The 18742-nt window shown below is 38.6% G+C and carries 14 protein-coding genes; all 14 read left to right on the top strand.

What is annotated here, in order from left to right; all coding sequences use genetic code 11:
* The first annotated feature begins 254 nt into the window (after positions 1–254).
* The 14 genes from LI951_RS11025 to LI951_RS10960 all read left to right on the top strand — a co-directional run bounded on the left by LI951_RS11025 (position 255) and on the right by LI951_RS10960 (position 18608).
* A complete protein-coding gene (locus LI951_RS11025) occupies positions 255–1817 on the top strand; it encodes a hypothetical protein (protein ID WP_229442195.1) in 1563 nt (520 codons plus the stop codon).
* Positions 1818–2118: 301 nt separating this feature from the next.
* Complete coding sequence (locus LI951_RS11020; protein ID WP_229442194.1) at positions 2119–4893, top strand: helicase C-terminal domain-containing protein; 2775 nt, start codon at positions 2119–2121, stop codon at positions 4891–4893.
* 78 nt (positions 4894–4971) lie between these two features.
* Positions 4972–5475: a DUF5590 domain-containing protein gene (locus LI951_RS11015; RefSeq protein ID WP_420705933.1), complete on the top strand. Its 504-nt coding sequence runs from the start codon at positions 4972–4974 to the stop codon at positions 5473–5475.
* Positions 5476–5549: 74 nt separating this feature from the next.
* Entirely contained in the window at positions 5550–6746 is a 1197-nt protein-coding gene (locus LI951_RS11010; protein ID WP_229442192.1) for a pyridoxal phosphate-dependent aminotransferase, read from the top strand.
* Positions 6747–6796: 50 nt separating this feature from the next.
* Positions 6797–8095: an asparagine--tRNA ligase gene (gene asnS, locus LI951_RS11005; RefSeq protein ID WP_229442190.1), complete on the top strand. Its 1299-nt coding sequence runs from the start codon at positions 6797–6799 to the stop codon at positions 8093–8095.
* A 496-nt stretch (positions 8096–8591) separates the two neighbouring features.
* Complete coding sequence (locus LI951_RS11000; protein ID WP_202067350.1) at positions 8592–9506, top strand: hypothetical protein; 915 nt, start codon at positions 8592–8594, stop codon at positions 9504–9506.
* Positions 9507–9515: 9 nt separating this feature from the next.
* Positions 9516–9698, top strand: a complete 183-nt coding sequence (locus LI951_RS10995) for a hypothetical protein (RefSeq protein WP_229442188.1) — start codon at positions 9516–9518, stop codon at positions 9696–9698.
* A gap of 53 nt (positions 9699–9751) precedes the next feature.
* The gene (gene murC, locus LI951_RS10990) at positions 9752–11089 is read left to right on the top strand and encodes a UDP-N-acetylmuramate--L-alanine ligase (RefSeq protein WP_202067349.1); all 1338 of its coding nucleotides are present in this window, start codon (positions 9752–9754) and stop codon (positions 11087–11089) included.
* Between the two features lie 1006 nt (positions 11090–12095).
* Positions 12096–12947 carry a BglG family transcription antiterminator LicT gene (gene licT, locus LI951_RS10985; protein WP_229442186.1) on the top strand — a complete coding sequence of 284 codons (852 nt, stop codon included), beginning with the start codon at positions 12096–12098 and terminating at the stop codon, positions 12945–12947.
* A gap of 138 nt (positions 12948–13085) precedes the next feature.
* The gene (locus tag LI951_RS10980) at positions 13086–14984 is read left to right on the top strand and encodes a beta-glucoside-specific PTS transporter subunit IIABC (protein WP_229442184.1); all 1899 of its coding nucleotides are present in this window, start codon (positions 13086–13088) and stop codon (positions 14982–14984) included.
* Between the two features lie 260 nt (positions 14985–15244).
* Positions 15245–16675: a glycoside hydrolase family 1 protein gene (locus tag LI951_RS10975; RefSeq protein ID WP_324254787.1), complete on the top strand. Its 1431-nt coding sequence runs from the start codon at positions 15245–15247 to the stop codon at positions 16673–16675.
* A gap of 331 nt (positions 16676–17006) precedes the next feature.
* Entirely contained in the window at positions 17007–17498 is a 492-nt protein-coding gene (locus LI951_RS10970; protein ID WP_202067346.1) for a MaoC/PaaZ C-terminal domain-containing protein, read from the top strand.
* Complete coding sequence (locus LI951_RS10965) at positions 17485–18171, top strand: Bax inhibitor-1/YccA family protein (protein WP_202067345.1); 687 nt, start codon at positions 17485–17487, stop codon at positions 18169–18171. Before LI951_RS10970 ends, LI951_RS10965 begins: the two co-directional genes overlap by 14 nt.
* Positions 18172–18242: 71 nt before the next feature.
* Positions 18243–18608, top strand: a complete 366-nt coding sequence (locus tag LI951_RS10960; RefSeq protein ID WP_229442181.1) for an MmcQ/YjbR family DNA-binding protein — start codon at positions 18243–18245, stop codon at positions 18606–18608.
* Positions 18609–18742: the final 134 nt, after the last annotated feature.

Genomic DNA, 18742 nt, shown 5'->3' with positions numbered 1-18742 from the left:
CTAAGCGAGATACTATGAATGATAGGATTGAAAAAAGTACGAAATGCTTTTTTGGGGTATTTACATAAAATTTACATGGTTTTTTGCTGTTTTTTTGAGAAAGTGGTAAAATCAATAGGATTGACTCACAAATAAATTGTTTTAACTAAAAATGTGAGAGCAATTTCTATTTATTAACGGTATAATTAAGAAGATAGTGTGTATTTTATTATCTTTTAAAGATCATAAAATATAAAGGCAGAATATTTGAGGAAGTGAGAAAAATTAGTAAACGGAATAGAAAACCAGAACCTGTTAAAAAGTCCGTATTCCTTTGTAAAAGTGTTGATCCAGAATTTTTAGGCAGAGAAATTTATGCGGATAATGTTGAGACACCTTATAATTTTTATTTAATCCGTGAAATGAATCTGGCTAAAGATTATCAAAATCTGGCAGAAGGGGAAGCATATTTTGATGCAATCTGCGATAGCTGGGATGTAACAAAGGACTTTAATAAACTGGTCGTCAAAAAAATCTATATGTATGTTGAAACTGAAATGATGTACTATACATTATTGATGGGCAGTTTTGAACCGCTGACCAGAGATGCCAGAACGGGCTTAAAGCAGTGGCTGGCGGAGGTTGTTGTTCAAAAAGAGGAGCGTTCTCTTGTTTATAAAGGATACGAAAATGCTAATCCTGCCGAATTAAACACTGTACTGAAGCAAATAATGGAAGCATCAAATGAGATGTTCCGTTTACGTAAAATGATCGGGGAGCTTAGTGAGACCATTGGTCAGGCACGTTTGGAAGCAAAATCTCAGCCTGTTATTTCAAGAAATATACATACCATTCATCTAAAACGAGCACAGCCGATTATTGAAAACAATCCGGAATCAGTACCTGAAGAGAAAGCTGAGAAGAAACCTGTTACAAGGGTTGCAGAAGCACCGACTGTTGAAGGCGAGTATTCTGAAGAGGACGATGTTACAATTGAAATTCAGCATGTCACTTTCGAACCTGATGAACAGGAGGAAACGACGGAAGCTGAAAAAAAGTTCAAGTTGGGGAGGGCACGAGAAACGGCCCAAGGAAATACCCGGTCAGCCGAAGAGGATATAATCTCCCAAGAAAAGGCAGCCAAAGACAATAAGAACGAAAATGAATCTCCGACAGAAAAACTGCGCCGGAAAAATCAGGAAAATCAAGTTTTGAAAGCTGAAGATTTGAAAAAGGCCAGCACTGCTGAACAATCAGAAGCTGAGGAAACAGAGCCTCAGCTGTCTGAAGAAGAAATCAGAGGTCAATTGCTTTCAAAACTGATCTTGCATCAAAAGGACTCCCGCAAGCGGACTCCGAGCAACTGGCCAAGATTTTCCAGATTGATGAAAAACAGCTGCTCAGTTTCTGCTCCAAAAAAGATACCAAATTTTTCTGTCAGTGAGATGGAAAGTCTGGAAGATGATATTTATCTGCGTTTTATGAATAAGCGAATGAATGTTCTCGGCAAGAAAAAGCAGCGTGATCAAAAACGCCGTGTAGATCAGTTCGAACTGCAGCAGCAGATTTCTCAAGCTGAATATTTGAATTATTCTTGGGGACAAGTACTGAAACAGCGCAAAGAAGATATCTTGATCTGCAATCGGCTGAGCAGTGCCAATCTTGTCGCCGGTATGGATGATTTTCTATTTGAAATGAAGAAAATCGCCAGCAAGCGGTCATTTTTCGGCAGAAAAGTTAACTGTTCCGTTGATAAGCTTAGACGGTTGGAAGGTTATGTTTTAATGGATCAATATATGCAGAAGTTAAGTCAGATTTCCAAAGAAGATTATAAATAATGTAAGAATGAATGAGAGGACGAGCTTAATGCAAGGCTCAGAACTCTCATTTTTATTTTGGTGCAACACGATTGATTACGGTTGAAATGAAGGAGCACCAAAGCTAATTTAATCTTTTCTGGTTTTATCGTTTGAATGAGTGATCAGGTGTTTTCAGGCTGCGACCGAAGAAATTACTTTATCAAATCGTTTATACGCAGGAAAAAGTCTTTTCATATTTTGACTTCCTTTAGCATAAATCATAGTGAAAAAGCAGCGATTTATAGTATAATTTTGAAGACAGCAGAAAGGTGGAGAAGGTATGAAAAAAAGTCCGATGTATGCGGTCGTAGATATTGAAACGACTGGTACGGACCCGACAGTGGATCGGATCATTCAATTTGGCTGTGTCCTGATTGAAAATGGAGAAATTGTTTCCCGTTTTTCCACCGATGTAAATCCGGGACGGAGTATCTCGCCTCAGATTCAGCATTTGACAGGAATCAGCAACAGTCAGGTACGAAAGGCGCCTTACTTTGAAGATATTGCATTGACGATCCATCATTTGCTGGCTGAAACAATTTTTGTTGCACATAATATTTATTTTGACTATTCATTTTTAAATAAGGAGCTTCAACGATGCGGCTCACCGGAATTAACTATTCCAGGAATAGATACAGTGGAATTGGCTCAGATTTTTTTTCCGACAGAAAAAAGTTTTCGCTTGGGTGATTTGTCAGAAAGCAAAGGGTTAATTCACGATAATCCTCATCAGGCTGATAGTGATGCTCAGGTTACGGCAGAACTTTTTCTGTTGATTGAAGCTAAAATCAGACGACTTCCGCTCGTTACAATGGAAGCAATTTTGTCTCTGAGTGATCAGCTGGGCATGGACACAGGAATCTATCTTCGATACTTGTTTGAACAAATGAAGGCTGATACAAAACCGTTGAATGAAAAATGGCGGGTCATTTCAGGAATTGTCTTGAAGAAAAAAGAGCTGAATTATATTGAAACACCTCTGTATAAAACAGCAGGATATCCGGAAACAAAGAAGCAAAAAGAAAAGGTTTTTGCTGATCGTCTTGTCTATAGAAAAGAACAAAGCAGAATGATGAATGATGTTTACAGACATTTTACAGATGGTGAGGAAAAGAACCTCTTCATTGAAGCGGCAACTGGTATAGGTAAAACTTTCGGTTATTTATTTCCTGCCAGCTACTTTGCTTCAACGGAAAATCCTGTTATCGTCAGTACGGTATCCATTATGCTTCAGAATCAGCTGCTGGAAAAAGATGTGGCATTTGTCAATCGCTTTTCTCCCAAAAAGCTGCAGGCAACAATCTTAAAAAGTCATCGGCATTATCTTGATCTTCAGCGGTTTAAAGAAACTTTAAATTATCCAGTTAAGCAAAAGCAGTATGCTTTATTTCAGATGAGAGTACTTGTCTGGCTATTGGAAACAACCACGGGTGATTTGGATGAGCTGCAGCTAATTAATTTTAATCATATTTTTTGGAAAGATGTTGTTCATAGAGGGCTGGATATGCTTAAAGTAGAAGATCCGCTGTATAAGGAGGATTTTGTTCGCTTTTTATATGACAAGGCTGCACACAGCAATTTGCTGATTGTGAATCACGCTTACCTGATGCAGGAATCATTTAGAGCATCGCCCCTACTTCCTAGAGCCTCCTCTCTGATTATTGATGAGGCACATCATTTACCGGATGTTGTTAAGCGGGCTGCACTGCAAAAAATTCTTTTTTATCCCTTTCAAAAGCAAGTAAATCAGGCTCAGGAAGAAGGCCAGTTGTTTGATCAATTAAGTCAGCTGTTTGAAGAGCTGCCAGATGTGCGAAGGTATACAGAGATTTATTGTCGGACACTTGCAGATGTTTTAGAGGATTTTAAGGATTTCTGTTTTGAAATAGAACAGCTCCTTCAGGTGAATAGAAATGACGGAGGACAGGAGCAGGTGATTGAAAAGCTGCAGTTTGATCAGTTATCGCTTGAAGGAGAACGACTCATCCGAAGATTAGAAACCCGATTTACGGATTTAGCAGAAATCCAGCAAACGAGTCAAGCAGAAATAGAACAGCAGATAGATCGTTTTTCAATAGCTGATCGAATGAAACTAACAGATATGTTTCAACTGTTTTCAGATGTATCTGAAACAGCAGATTGCTTTGATATTTTTGTCAATGACTGGTCACCGCATTGGGTAAAAGAATACAAAATAGATAAAAATGGCAATGTAACGATTTCAGTAAATGATCTCAGTGCAGGAATGATACAAAAAGCCGGTTGGTATGGGGAATATGAGCATATTCTTTATACAGGCGGAACACTCGCATTTGGAAAGAATCATCACTACCTTCCTGATAAATTAGGATTGGAGCATTTCTCAGTAAAAGTGCTTCCTGATCCTTATAACTATGAAGAGTCTGCTCAGTTGATTGTTCCAGAATTTCCAATGGATATTAAAGAAACATCTGCTGCAGAGCTGGCTGAATATATTTCAAAAACAGTGAAAGAAGTGGCCGTTCAAGAGGATAAGCCTATTTTGGTTTTATTTACTTCTCATGACGTTCTAAAGAGGACGTATACGCATCTGCATACAGTTATGATGAACCAGGGCAGGGAAGTGATGGCACAGGGCATCAGCGGTACAAGAGAAAAGCTGTTGAAACGTTTCTATCAAAGTAAAAACAGCATCTTGCTCGGTGCGGACAGTTTCTGGGAAGGAGTGGATCTTCCGGGAGATTCTCTTCAATTGCTGATTGTGACGCGTTTGCCGTTTGAAAATCCGAAACGTCCTTTAGTTAAAGCGGAATATGAGTTTTTGGAATCAAAAGGGGTGAACTCTTTCACTTCAGAAGCATTGCCTAAAGCAGCAATGAGATTAAGACAGGCTCTGGGGCGGTTAATTCGTTCTGAAAAAGACATCGGTGTGCTGCTTGTACTGGATCGCCGCCTGATTCAGACGAAATATGGGAAGAGAATACTGAAAGCTTTGCCGAAGCAGCTTCCGGTAAAGACGCTGTCCATGGAAGATACCTTGAAGGACATTCGAAATTTTTTTAAAGAAAGAGAATAATTTTCCTGTCAATTATCAAAATAATTTTGTTTTCTGCTATAATGAAAAACAGCAAGTTTTGAAAGGAAGAACCTGATTGTGGCATCTGAAGAATTAAAAGAGCAAAAACGAGTAATCATTCTGTTGGTATTGGTTGCAATCTTACTGACAGTCATTGTGATGCTCAGTATTTTCTATATTCGGGCGACGCACCCGATGGCTCAGGCAAAACGTGAGGCAGTGAAGATTGCTGAGGAATATACGGAACTTGAAACTGTTGATAATTTTTACTGGTTTAACCGCAAGGAAACTTATTTCACAGTAACAGGAAAAGATGCGTCAGGCAAAGAAATTATTGTAGTTGTTCCTGAAAAGAGCGGGAATGTTACCGTCCTTAATCAGGAGGATGGAATCAGCGAAGATCAGGCAAAACAGATGGTCGCCCAAAGTTACAAAGAAGAAGAGATACAAAAAGCAAACCTTGGCTTGTTTGATGGAGAGGTAGTTTGGGAAATCGTCGCAAAGTCAGAGGAAGGACCGTTGAACTATTACCTGATTACATTTAAGGAAGGAAAAGAAGTCAACGTTATTCAAAATATCTAACGGTAAAATTAGAGTAGCGGGGCTTTTAAGATATAACAGTCAGAAAGAAAAATAAAAAAATGAGGAGTGGGCGAATGAGACTGTCAAAAAGGGTACAACAATTGGAGTCTTCAGTGACTTTAGCTGCATCTGCTAAGGCAAAAGCTCTTAAACAGCAGGGGAAAGATGTTCTAAATCTAAGTGTGGGGGAGCCGGATTTTGCCACACCTAAGAATATCCAGAAAGCAGCTGTTCAGGCGATTACCAATGGTAAAGCCGGTTATTATACAGCATCAGCAGGAATTCCTGAGTTGAGAGCTGCAGTTACAGAAAATATTCAGAAAAACTATGGTCTTTCTTATGAAGTGAAAAATGTGATTATTACTGACGGGGCTAAATTTTCCCTGTACCTTTTGTTTCAGGCACTGTTGGATGCTGGCGACGAGGTCATTATTCCAGTACCTTATTGGGTAAGCTATGGGGAGCAAGTAAAGCTGGCAGAAGGGACTCCTGTTTTCATCACTTGTCAGCAGGATGATAATTTTAAAGTGACTGTTACCCAATTGGAAACTGCACGGACAGATAAAACCAGAATCATGATCTTAAATTCTCCATCTAACCCTACAGGAGCAATCTATTCCAAAGAGGAGCTCCTTGACATTGGGAACTGGGCTGTTAAGCACAATATTTTTATTATCTCAGATGATATTTATGGCCGTTTAGTATATAACGGAAATATTTTTACTCCGATTGCCAGCATTTCAGAAGAAATTCGCCGACAAACGATTATTGTTAATGGCGTATCCAAGTCATATGCTATGACAGGCTGGCGGATTGGGTATACTGTTGCTGATGAGCAGCTGATTTCTGCGATGAATAAGATTGCATCACAATCAACCAGTAATCCGACAGCTGTCAGCCAGTATGCGGCAGTTGAAGCTTTACTGGGTGATCAAGATACAGTGGAAACGATGCGTCAGTCGTTTGAAGAACGTCTGAATATAATTTATCCTAAAGTTGCTGAACTGCCGGGCTTTAAATTAACTAAACCTCAAGGTGCCTTCTATCTGTTCCCTAATATTGAGGAGACATTAGCTCTTTGCGGCTGTGAAACGGCGACTGAATGGGTTGATGCTCTTCTTGAGGAGGAATATGTTGCACTTGTGACAGGAGAAGGCTTTGGGATGCCTGGATATGTTAGAATGAGTTATGCAGCAGATCTTGCTGCGTTAGAGCAGGCTGTCGCACGCATTGCAGCCTTTATTGAGAGAAAAAGCAACGCCAACAAATAGAAACGACTTAATTCGGGATAGGTAAAATTGAAGGAATGGGAGAGACAACGGTGGAACAAATTCAAATTATTGATTCAAAAAGCCATGTAGGAGAAACAGTTAGAATTGGTGCATGGGTAGCAAATAAACGGTCAAGCGGGAAAATTGCTTTTTTGCAGCTTCGGGACGGTACAGCATATTTTCAGGGAATTGTTGTAAAAAACGAGGTGGGTGAAGAGGTCTTTCAGCTTGCCAAAGGATTGAATCAGGAAACAGCGGTAGTAATCACCGGAGAAATCAGAGAAGATACGCGCTCGAAATTCGGTTATGAAATTGGCATCTCGGCAATTGAAGTTGTTGGCGAAAGTCATGAGTATCCAATTACACCAAAAGAACACGGAACGGATTTTCTGATGGATCATCGTCATCTGTGGCTGCGTTCTTCCAAACAGCATGCGATTATGCAGATTCGTAATGAGCTGATTCGTGCAACTTATGAATTCTTCAACTCAAACGGTTTTGTCAAAATTGATCCGCCAATTCTTACCGGCAGCGCGCCGGAAGGTACAACCGAGCTATTCCATACGAATTACTTTGATGAAGAGGCTTATTTATCACAGAGTGGACAATTATACATGGAAGCAGCAGCGATGGCATTTGGAAAAGTTTTTTCTTTCGGGCCTACTTTTCGGGCTGAAAAATCAAAGACTCGTCGTCATTTGATTGAGTTTTGGATGATAGAGCCTGAGATGGCCTTCATGCATCAGGAGGAGAGCCTTGAAGTTCAGGAAAAATATGTTGCTTTTCTCGTACAAAGTGTGTTGGACAACTGTGAATATGCGCTGGATGTATTGGAAAGAGACAAAGAATTGCTGAAAAAATATACAAGTCTGCCTTTCCCTAGAATTACTTATGATGATGCAGTCGAGCTTTTGAAGAAAAATGGTTTCGAAGATATTGAATGGGGAGACGATTTCGGGTCACCGCATGAAACTTTTATTGCGAACTCATTTGAACAGCCTGTCTTTATTTTGAACTATCCAAAAGCAATTAAGCCTTTCTACATGAAACCTCATCCAACTAGAGATGATGTGGTTATCTGTGCAGATATGATTGCACCGGAAGGCTACGGAGAAATTATCGGCGGTTCAGAGAGAGCAACAGATTATGAATTTCTGCTGGAGCAGATTCGTCAGCATGGACTGGATGAAAAAGAGTATTCATGGTACCTTGATTTACGCCGATACGGCTCGGTTCCTCATGCCGGCTTTGGTTTAGGACTGGAACGAACAGTAACATGGATATCAGGAATAGAACATGTGCGTGAAGCTATCCCATTCCCACGGTTGTTGAACAGATTATATCCATAAACATTAATTTGCAGAGTCTTGTCGGGTAGACGTTCTTTTCAGTCGTTTTAGCCGGCAGGGCTATTTATGTATATAGTTGAAAAACCTGAGAGAGCAGTCAAAAGCAAGTAAGCTGAAAGGATAGTATGTTGTTGGCAGTTAATGGTTGAGTAAAATGAAAACGAGTGCTAGAATTTTAAACAGGAGCGATTTAGATGCTCCGTTCCTTAGTGTAGTGAAAATTTGATCAGAAACAATAGTTACTTTGTATCATTTAAACCTGTTTTGAGTGATTAGATTAAAAAGGTTTATGACAGCAGAAATTAATCATCAGTCTCTTTTGTGATATTTCCTGTTGAATAAACAAGCAAAGGCGGAAGCCCTCTCAAATTTTTACAAATCAGTTAATAGTTTCTTGTATTTTAAAGATTTTGATTGTAAAAATGAAGGAAGCAGTTTAGAAAATAGTTTGTTTATGGTAGAATTAGCCGAAAGCAAAAATAAAGGAATGACGTAAATGGGAAACCCGGCACAGGTAACAAGAAGATATTCTCGATTTCCAGCTTTTGATGATGAAGTTGGCGTAAAGATAACCCCTGAAACAAAGCGCTATTTATTCAAAGACGAATCGTCTATGCTTCAAAGCAGTGATGGAAATACAACGATGTATGCAGAGATGGATGCAGCGACACAGAACAAGCCAAAAACAAATCCGTCCCAAGCTGCAGGCAGATCTGATTTGAAGCCAGCGCATACCAAAGAACAAATCGAGGAATTAAAAAAGCATAAGTTGAATCTTCCTGATTATACAATAAACCGCAGCAGAGCAGCGGAACGTCAGAAGAAACCAAACTTATTTGGAAACATGCATAAGAAGAGTAAGGAAAACTTTGAAACGGCTGCGTTCAATAAACGAACCACTACCAGAAAAGTCACTTCATTTGGCGAGCCGAAAAAACAGGATCAAACCTACTTTGTTCCTACCTATGTTCCTGCATCTGTTATTCCAGATCAGCCAGCAGAAGAAGCAATTATATCTGATCAAGAATTGCTGGCCGCCATGCGGAAAGAACCTAAATCCTATCTGCTGATGGATCATGAGGATACCCAGTTTAAAGAAAAAAAGGAAAATGATCCGTCTGTTCAGAAGTTTAATGTTCCAAAGGAAACACCGGAAATTCCGCTGACACGACGCCAGTATCAGCAAATCCGTCCGAACATGAAGCGTTTTGATCTAAAAGGGGAAGAAAATTTGCCGCGTTCACGTTCAGAGTTGAAATCAGCTAAAGAACAGGCAAAGAATCAGACGGCGTATGGTCAAAAGGTTTCTGAAGCAGAACAGGAACAGAAAAAGGGGATACTTGATAAATCGTTAAGCGGCATTATTGAAGATTCCCATGCTGAAATGGAAAATACAAAATATTTCAGTTGAATACGATAGATGAAAAAAGCGTATGACCATCCAATGGTCTGCGCTTTTAATCTATCTGTCCCGCTGTCAGAAAAGGAACTTTCAATCCAGCTCTATTTATTTGTTAGATTATTACTGGTTATTGTGAATTATTTTTTAGTTGATTATTTTTCTGTTTTATATGATAATGAGAAACGTACAATTTTAGCATAATTTTAATAAATAAAAGTCAATTTACATATAGAGATTAAGAGAAGAGGATCATAATGGAAAATCGTGAAAATCAACTGTATCATTTTGTGGGAATTAAAGGCTCTGGAATGAGCTCTCTTGCCCTTGTTTTATTTGAAAAGGGATATAAGGTTCAAGGCTCTGATGTGGAGGAGTACTTCTTTACACAACGGGACTTGGAAAAAGCAGGAATTCCCCTGCTGGTATTTGATGCAGAGAATATCACAAAAGATATGACAGTAATTGCCGGAAATGCGTTTCCTGATTCACATGAAGAACTGGTGCGTGCAAAAGAGCTTGGAGCAGAAATTATTCGCTACCACGACTTTATTGGGAAATTCATCCAGCCTTATACAAGTATCGCTGTAACTGGCTCTCATGGTAAAACCGGTACAACAGGATTGCTTTCTCATATATTGAGCGGCATCAAGCCAACCAGCTACCTGATTGGCGACGGCACAGGTCATGGTGTTCCCGATGCAGAATTTTTTGCATTTGAAGCCTGCGAATATCGTCGGCACTTTTTAGCATACTCTCCTGACTATGTAATAATGACGAATATTGATTTTGATCATCCAGATTATTACAAGAGTATTGATGATGTATTTTCAGCATTTCAAAAAATGGCAAATCAGGTTAAAAAAGGAATTTTTGCGTATGGTGATGATAAGTATCTTCGTAAGCTTGAAGCGGATGTTCCTATCTATTACTATGGCATGAATGAAGAGGATGATATTCAGGCTAAAAATATTGAACGGACAACAACTGGTTCCGTTTTTGATGTTTACCATGGCAAGGAATTTGTCGGGCACTTTGATCTTCCTGCTTTTGGCGAGCATAACATTATGAATGCCTTGGGTGTGATTGCTGTTGCTTATTTTGAAGGTCTGAATATGGAAAAAGTTGCTGAAGAAATGCTGACTTTTAAAGGTGTGAAACGCCGCTTTACTGAAAAAAAGGTTGGAAAAGTTGTCATTGTGGATGATTATGCGCATCATCCAACTGAAATAAAAGCAACCATCGATGGTGCCCGTCAAAAATATCCGGATAGAGAAATTGTTGCTGTTTTTCAGCCTCATACCTTTACCAGGACCATTGCATTGATGGATGAATTTGCAGAAGCTCTGGATTTGGCTGATTATGTTTTCCTGTGTGACATCTTTGGCTCTGCCAGAGAAGAGCAGGGAAATGTTAAGATTGAAGATCTGGGCAATCGAATTAAAAAGGGCGGTCAGGTTATTCAGGAAGACAATGTCTCTCCATTGCTTGATTATGAAGAAGCAGTAGTTGTTTTCATGGGAGCCGGAGACGTACAAAAATTCGAACAAGCTTATGAAACACTTTTAAGCAATACAACTAGAAATGTACTGTAATTTTGAAATCTATGAATAAAGTCAATTTTAAACTGTAGAGAACTGTTCGTTTATCCGACGACTCTTTACAGTTTTTTTATTTTAGATTTCTAAAAGAGGGGCAGTAATAGTTTCAGAAGACGGGGATGATCATTATTGATTTCTGGAAACTTAGAAAGTATGCTGATTTAAAATACTTTTTTATGAGAATAAATAATTCGAAGGATTTCTATAAATTTTTGGTTTGTTTTATAGTATATAATTTTTTAATAAAAAAATCTGTTCAATAGAATTGAGCCTGCCTGCTATTATCTGGACTTTCATAATTTATATTTAGGACCTGACTGAAAATAATAGCAAAAAATCTTTGTACTATTTTCATGAAAATCATCATTATAAAGACTCGTTTATAAAATATATCGCCAGTCCTTCTTACCTAGTGTTAAGCTAGAAGGATGGTATGCAAAGCTCTGATGAAATAAATGAATAAACAGGTATGCCCCGTCTAAGAGATTGCTGGTATGCGTACGAGGATAAGTCTTATTTTTCCAACCATTGTCTGTAGAAAAATGAATATACTAAAATGAGCCAATTTCATTTAAGGGATATCTGTTGAAACTACATATACTATTCCACTAACGAACTTTCTACTACAAAAAAATTTGTATCTATAAGACTCACTAAACTACACTACACTTCGTTTCGATCTCAACAATTTCTAAATGGCAGAGCCACTAAGAATTGAAGGACTTTGTTCGCTTCTCGATAGTCTTAGACACGCTCCAGTCTTATAACAATAGCTGGGAAGTTTTTTATACATCATTGGGCTTGTTTAAATCACCATTAGTTTTTCATTTGAAAAACTTAAAAATTCGTTGACAGCGTTTTCTTAATGGTGTATATTTGGCTTAATAAATGGATAGTTATTATTAAGTTAAGCTAGACCTAAACAATACCTGCAAAGGATAATGTTTAGGTCTTTTTCTATGTTCAGGTTTGGGTTACAAACAAATGGGGGTAGGTTGTTTTGAAAATTCTAAGAATTCTAAATAATAACGTTGTGATTGTTTTGAATGAGGATAATGAAGAAGTGATATTAACAGGAAATGGTTTAGGATTTCAAAAGAAGCCTGGTACTGAAGTGGACAACTCAAAAATTGAAAAAGTATTTGAGCTGAAAAATCAGGTGGAGACAGAACAAATTAAAAAATTATTCTCAGAAATACCTGAAGAAATAATAGATATTTCTTACAAAACAATTTCAAATGCTAAAAAAATTTTGAATAAAGAATTGAATGAAACATCATTTATTGCAATTGCCGATCACTTGCATTCATCTATCCAGCGCAGCAGGAAAAATATCCAAGTAAAGAATTTTCTGCTTTGGGATATTAAGCGCTTTTTCCCAGAGGAATTGGAGATTGCCAGAGAGACCATTCGAACAGTCAACTATCAGTTAAATGCAGAGCTAAGCGACGATGAAGCAGGGTTTTTAGCATTGCATATTACAAATGCTGAAATTGACAGTAATCATGATGATGCAGTCAGTCTTACACAACTGATTGAAGAAATATTGACGGTCATAAAATATACCTTGCGTATTAATTTTGTTGAAAATGATATTTATTTTCAACGGTTTATTACACACTTAAAATTTTTTTCAGAACGCGTATTACGCGATAACCCCGTAGATCAGGAAGAAAATCAGATTGAGAATGAGCTGTTTTCTCTGGTCAGTAAACAATACCCGGAGGCTTTTGAAGCAACGAAGAAAGTTTCTGAATTGTTAAAAACCCGTCGTGATTATGATATTTCAAAGGATGAGCAGGTTTATATCACAATACATTTAGCCAGAATCATTGAAAAAAACTGTGACTGAGGAAGTAAATTCCTTAAGATAAAAAAGGAAGAAAGGAGCGCAGAATGACAGTATACCTGTGGAAAGGATCTGGATCGTGACATTGAGTTGGCGAGACCTCTGAATAAAAATAATAAACATAAATTTGGAGGAAAGAAAATGGGTAAATACGAGGAGTTAGCAAAAAATATCGTGCGAGAAGTTGGAGGCAAGGAAAACGTTAATTCATTAACAAACTGTATTACACGCCTTCGTTTTAAATTGAAAGATGAAAGTAAAGCAAATACAGAAGTATTGAAAAATATGGATGGGGTTGTTACTGTTATGCAGGCGGGTGGACAATACCAAGTAGTTATTGGGAATCACGTTCCGGATGTTCGTAAAGACGTAGACAGTGTTTTGGGCGTATTGGAGCCGGTAGTTGATGATGGACCTAAAGGGAACTTATTCGATCGATTTGTAGACATGATTTCAGGCATTTTTCAGCCAATTCTTGCACCATTATCTGCAGCAGGTATGCTGAAAGGTGTGAATGCAGTTTTGGCATTTGCTTTAGGTGCTGAGTTTTCAGCAAGCTCAACATACGCTGTTATTAACGCTATGGGAGACGGCTTGTTCCTGTTTCTGCCGATCTTTATCGGATATACAGCAATGAAAAAATTTGGCGGTTCTCCATTCCTTGGAATGATGATCGCTTCAAGTTTAGTTTATACTGGCTTTATTGACGGTTCTGCAACAGCAGTATTTGCTGAAAGCGGAGGTCTGAATTTCTTTGGAATTCCATTCTCGATCCCAGCTGCTGGTTACGGTTCAACCGTTATGCCGATCATTGCGTCAACAGCATTTGCTGCGCTGCTTGAGAAGCAGCTGAGGAAGATCATTCCAGATGTAGTAAAACTATTTCTGGTGCCATTCTTTACAGCATTAATCACAATCCCATTGACCTTCTTAATTATTGGACCGATCATGAACGTGGTTGCTGATGGCTTGGGAAATGGGCTGCTTGCTGTTCAAGATTTCAATCCAATTATTTTTGGAGCAATCCTTGGATTCTCTTGGCAGATTCTCGTAATGTTCGGTATGCACTGGGCACTGATTCCCTTTGTTATTATTGCCCTATCTCAAGGTGAACCAACTGCCCTGTTAACTGCATCAGGAAGTGTATCTTTTGCCCAGACAGGGGCTGTTCTTGCAGTAATGCTGAAAACAAAAAATGCAAAATTGAAGGAACTATCTATACCTGCTTTCATTTCAGGAATTTTCGGAGTAACTGAACCGGCAATTTATGGTATTACTTTACCGAAAAAGAAACCTTTCTGGGCTTCTTGTGCTGTCGGTGCTGTTACTGGAGCAATTGCAATGGGCTTGGGTATTCAAGCATATCAAATGGGTGGGCTTGGAATCTTTAGATATACCGGTCAAATTTCCCCAGATGGAGATATCAAATTTGCAGTTTATAGTATGATTTTAGATGCAATTGCTGTTGCAGCTGGTTTTGCACTGGCTTGGGTATTAGGATTTAAAGATGATGAGCCTACGGCAGCTCTGTCAAAAGAAGAGGCAAAAAAGGCGGCTATCGGTCAAAAAAAGCAATTGGGTAAAGAAGAAGTTGATTCACCACTGGAAGGAAATGTTCTTCCTCTTTGTGAAGCTAGAGATGCTGCGTTCTCAGAAGGTATTATGGGGAAAGGTGTTGTGATTGAACCAACTGTTGGTGAGGTTGTTGCACCATTTGACGGAACAGTAATGACGCTGTTCCCTACAAAACATGCCATTGGTTTAATTTCAGATAATGGAACAGAGGTGCTGATTCACATAGGTATTGACACTGTGCAGCTTGAAGGAGAAGGATTTGAAGCGTTTGTTGAACAACATGCAAAAGTGAAAAAAGGTGATAAGCTGGTGACTTTTGATATTAAAGCGATTGAGGAAGCCGGTTACAGTACACAGGTACCAATTATAGTTACAAATACACCGGATTATGCGGATGTGATAGCATCTTCCAAATCATCAGTGAAAAAAGGCGAGGTACTGATTACTGCTGTCATCTCAAACTGATAAGCTAATACAGCAAACGATGAATTAACGACAGCGGTCGGAAAATTTTATCAGCAAAGTAGGCTGTGACAAAGCTTCCCCATATGTCGAGTCATCGCAGTAGCAAATGACTTTATGTTCCTACGCTTCTTACGAATGCTCGGATCATACAAAGACTAGAGTACCGTTTATTCGGCTTTAGGGGTCTGGCCTCAGACATACTTATGTCACAGGCCCCTTCTGTTTTAAAAAATGATATTAATCAGCAAAGGAGATAAATGATGAGTTTTCCAAAAGATTTTTTATGGGGCGGTGCAACAGCTGCCAATCAATGTGAAGGGGCATGGAATGTAGACGGTAAAGGAGATTCCATCAGTGATCATAATAGAGCTGGAAGTCGTACTTCCGGCATACATCGTTCATTTGATCCGGTAATTGATACAGATAAATATTATTATCCAAGTCATACAGGGATCGATTTTTATCATCGGTACAAAGAGGATATTGCACTATTTGCAGAAATGGGTTATAAAGTTTATCGCATGTCAATCGCATGGACACGGATTTTCCCCAACGGCGATGAAGAGACACCAAATGAAGCAGGTTTACAATTTTATGATGATGTATTTGATGAGCTGGCAAAATATGGGATCGAACCACTTGTGACTATTTCGCATTTTGAGCTGCCCTTTCATTTAGGAAAAACATATGATGGTTTTCTGGATAAACGAACAATCGACTTTTATGAAAACTATGCGACCACTCTTTTTGAACGCTACAAAGACAAAGTGAAATACTGGCTGACTTTTAACGAGATTAACTTTGGAACAATGGAGCATGGAAAACGGATTAATGGTCTGTTCAATCGTGAGTACACGGAAACAGAACAGTATCAGGCACTGCATAATGTTTTTCTTGCTTCAGCACGTGCAGTAGTTGCCGGTCATAAGATTAATCCCGAGTTTAAAATTGGCTGCATGCTGGCATATATAACCATGTATCCAAAAACTTGTCGTCCGGAAGATGTTCTGAAAACACAGCAAATTAATGATAAATTCAATTACTTCTGCGGTGATGTTCAGGTTAAAGGGAAATATCCATATTTTATTAAGCGCTATTTTGAAAAAAATGACATTCAGATTGATATCACAAAAGAAGAGGAAGAGCTGTTAGCCGCTGGAACGGTGGATTATTACACATTCAGCTATTATATGACGACTTGTGTGACTGATGATATTGACAATCGTGATGATAAAACGGGTGGAAATCTTTTCGGTGGAGTGTCTAACGAATATCTGGAAACAAGCGACTGGGGGTGGCAAATCGATCCTGTTGGATTGCGCTACACACTAAATCAGATTTATTCACGTTATGAAGTTCCGCTGATGGTCGTTGAAAATGGATTAGGTGCTTTTGATAGCGTTGAAACAGACGGTTCGATTAATGATGACTATCGTATTGATTACTTCAAGCGCCACATTATTGAAATGGAGAAAGCCATTGATGATGGGGTAGACTTAATCGGCTTCACTCCATGGGGCTGTATTGATGTTATCAGTGCTGGAACTGGTGAAATGAGCAAACGCTATGGCTTTATCTATGTAGACCGTGACGATGAAGGAAATGGCTCGCTGGAAAGAAGCAGAAAAAAATCTTTCTATTGGTACAAACAGGTCATTGAATCAAATGGTGAAAATCTTTTAAATGGCTGAGTTGAACAGGTTGTATTAGATTTTTTCAGTCATTAAAAAATGAATGCAGAAAAAGGTTTGGATGAGAGAAATTCCAAATCTTTTTTTGCTGAGAAAAAATGTTTAAAAATGTAAGCGAAAGGGATATCAAGCATTTTTCAGGAAGTGAAAAGAGGAAGAAAAATGGTTGTCCGAAACGCTTTTACAACTAAATGATGCATCTCCAAAATGCGGATTAGCGGTCTCCCACTATCTAAGTATGCACCCAAATGTGTTGCTTCCCGTTTCCCCCTACTTGCCTTTTGCAGTGTTTTTGGTACAATAATCTTATCATTAATGGAGGTGTACTAATTTGAACATCGGAAAACCGAGAAAATTAGGCAAAACCATCGAAGATATTGAGGAAGGTGATTCGTTGTCTTTGACGGAATCAATCGAAGACAAGGATCTGCTGCTTTATTTAGGCTTAACGAATGATGCAAACCCTCTTTATATCCAACATGATTATGCCAAACAAACTGAATATCAAAAGCCGATCGTACCATCGATCATGTTGATGGGCATCATAACAAGTGCCATTTCAAAGCATTTGCCCGGACCGGGCTCTCACGTCGTCAATTTTTCCATTAACTTTCTGGAACCAGTTTTTCACTATGAAACACTGACGTTTCAATTTGAAGTAATCAAAATTGACAAGATGAAAGATGTTGTTACAATCTCAATTGAGGCAGTTAACGAAGAGGAAAACAGAGTATTGGATGCTGTTGTATTAGTACAGCCGCCAAAACATGTAGATTTAGAGGAACCAGAAGAGAAAGAAGGGGTCAGAAATGAATCAGTTTGAAACAACGAAAATCCAAGATGGACTAAATAATTTTTATGCAAAAGTTTATGGCTTTTTGGCAATGGGAATCGGAATCAGTGCCATCATTTCTTACATTGTTTTAGAAGTTTATGCTTACCAAATTTTCACGATTTTTTATAAGTATCCACTTGCCTTTACGGGGATGTGGATTGTAGAGATTGCTTTGGTCCTCTTTTTGGCTGCCAAAGCACAGAAAAATCCAACATTGGCAATTGGCGGGTTCATTGTTTATTCAATGATTAACGGACTGACTCTCGCAGTTACTGTTGCAATGTATACTCCGGCAACAGTCGTTTCGGCTTTTGTCAGTGCGGCATCTACATTTGGCTGTATGGCTTTGGTCGGTGTGTTGACGAAGAAAGATCTGTCAGGAATGGGTAGAGCATTATATGCCGCATTGTTTGGAATTATTATCGCTGTTCTGTTGAATGCGTTCATTTTCCAAAGCAGCGGAATGGATTACGCAGTATCAATCATAATTGTGCTGGTCTTTTCCGGATTAACCGCATATGACAATCAGCGAATCCGCAATATCTACTTTGAAACAAATGGAACAGCTGGAAATGGGATTGCTGTATTTATGGCTTTACAGCTGTATCTTAATTTCATTAATTTGTTTTTGGCATTCCTGCGAATTTTTTCAAGAGACTAAATCAATATTTATGGGGTTGGGAAAGGATCTCCCAGCTCCTTTTTTAATGAATGAAGGAGGCGAAACGAAAAATGGAAGAGCTGAAAGAAGTAATCAAAAAAGAAGCTGGAAAACTGCCGGGTGCCAGTGTGTATTACCGGGAAAGCTGGGGATGTGATTATTTTGATATTGTCGGAAAGTTTTTTGCATTAATGGGTACAAACAAAGAAGGTGATGAAATCTTCACCTTTAAAGGTCTGCCAGAAGAAAATGAACTGTTAAGAGAACAGTATACGTTTGTGGTTCCGGGATACTATGCAAACAAAACACACTGGAACTCAATTATCCTTAAAGACAGCACATTTTCTGAGAAAGAGTATCTTGGATTAATGAAAAAATCCTACGAACTGACTGCAGCGAAATTGCCAAAGAAGGTAAGGGAAAATCTGGTCGAATAATTTTTATTAAACATAATTGATACGATTATAGAATCTGAGAAGGACTCTGATAGGCTCCTCTTAGATTTTTTTTATTTTCTTTAGTTATCCTTTCCATTTACGAACGTATGTTTTATAATAAGAGAGATTACGAG

Source organism: Enterococcus sp. BWT-B8, from assembly GCF_020567625.1.
GTDB lineage: Bacteria > Bacillota > Bacilli > Lactobacillales > Enterococcaceae > Enterococcus_L.
Note: the sequence above shows the minus strand (reverse complement) of the source record. Positions and strands in the feature narration are given on the sequence as shown.

Excerpts from the sequence above, each read along its gene's own strand:
- murC (WP_202067349.1), top strand. The coding sequence starts at position 9,752 with ATGGAAAATCGTGAAAATCAACTGTATCATTTTGTGGGAATTAAAGGC.
- LI951_RS10975 (WP_324254787.1), top strand. The coding sequence starts at position 15,245 with ATGAGTTTTCCAAAAGATTTTTTATGGGGCGGTGCAACAGCTGCCAAT.
- LI951_RS10965 (WP_202067345.1), top strand. The coding sequence starts at position 17,485 with ATGAATCAGTTTGAAACAACGAAAATCCAAGATGGACTAAATAATTTT.
- LI951_RS10980 (WP_229442184.1), top strand. The coding sequence starts at position 13,086 with ATGGGTAAATACGAGGAGTTAGCAAAAAATATCGTGCGAGAAGTTGGA.
- LI951_RS10995 (WP_229442188.1), top strand. The coding sequence starts at position 9,516 with ATGAAAAAAGCGTATGACCATCCAATGGTCTGCGCTTTTAATCTATCT.
- LI951_RS10960 (WP_229442181.1), top strand. The coding sequence starts at position 18,243 with ATGGAAGAGCTGAAAGAAGTAATCAAAAAAGAAGCTGGAAAACTGCCG.
- LI951_RS11010 (WP_229442192.1), top strand. The coding sequence starts at position 5,550 with ATGAGACTGTCAAAAAGGGTACAACAATTGGAGTCTTCAGTGACTTTA.
- LI951_RS11000 (WP_202067350.1), top strand. The coding sequence starts at position 8,592 with ATGGGAAACCCGGCACAGGTAACAAGAAGATATTCTCGATTTCCAGCT.
- LI951_RS11020 (WP_229442194.1), top strand. The coding sequence starts at position 2,119 with ATGAAAAAAAGTCCGATGTATGCGGTCGTAGATATTGAAACGACTGGT.